The organism is Parabacteroides acidifaciens, assembly GCF_003363715.1.
In the GTDB taxonomy this organism is placed as follows: domain Bacteria; phylum Bacteroidota; class Bacteroidia; order Bacteroidales; family Tannerellaceae; genus Parabacteroides; species Parabacteroides acidifaciens.
The window spans coordinates 1-543 of the sequence record NZ_QREV01000143.1; the positions used below are offsets into that span (position 1 = coordinate 1).

Genomic DNA, 543 nt, shown 5'->3' on the forward strand with positions numbered 1-543 from the left:
ACCAAACAGTAGTAAGACTGCGCAGGGAGAAGCCTTCCTATGGAGTGTCTTCTTTGTGCGAACTGTTTGGTGTTAGTCGCCAGTCTTATTATCAACATCATGAAGTTGATTTCGCAAAACTTGCATTTAAGGGATTTGTGATAGAATATATTCGTGAAGTCAGAGCCAAGGCGCCCCGTATAGGTTGCCAAAAACTCTTTGAGATGTGTAAGTCTTATTTTAAAGATAAGTTTACGATGGGCCGTGATGCCTTCTATAATTTATTGAGAGATAGCGGTTTTATGCTGCGTATAAAAAGGCGTAAGGCCCGTACTACCTATGCAGACCCGTATGCTCCCTTGTACCCTAATCTGATCAAGGGAGTGGTTCCAACGGCTGCTAATCAGGTGTGGGTCAGTGATATCACTTACATCTGGACATTGAATGGCTTTTGCTATTTATTCCTGATTACAGACCTTTATTCTCATCGGATAATGGGATGGACGTTCTCTTCTTCATTGAAATATAAGAATGCACAAGAAACGTTAGAACAAGCGATAAAGA

Annotated in this window: 1 protein-coding gene; it reads left to right on the plus strand. The window is 41.3% G+C overall.

The window, feature by feature from the left end; translation table 11 throughout:
- Positions 1 to 203: 203 nt before the first annotated feature.
- A partial coding sequence (locus DWU89_RS20565) for a DDE-type integrase/transposase/recombinase (RefSeq protein ID WP_147292179.1) occupies positions 204 to 543 on the plus strand: 340 nt, incomplete at its 3' end.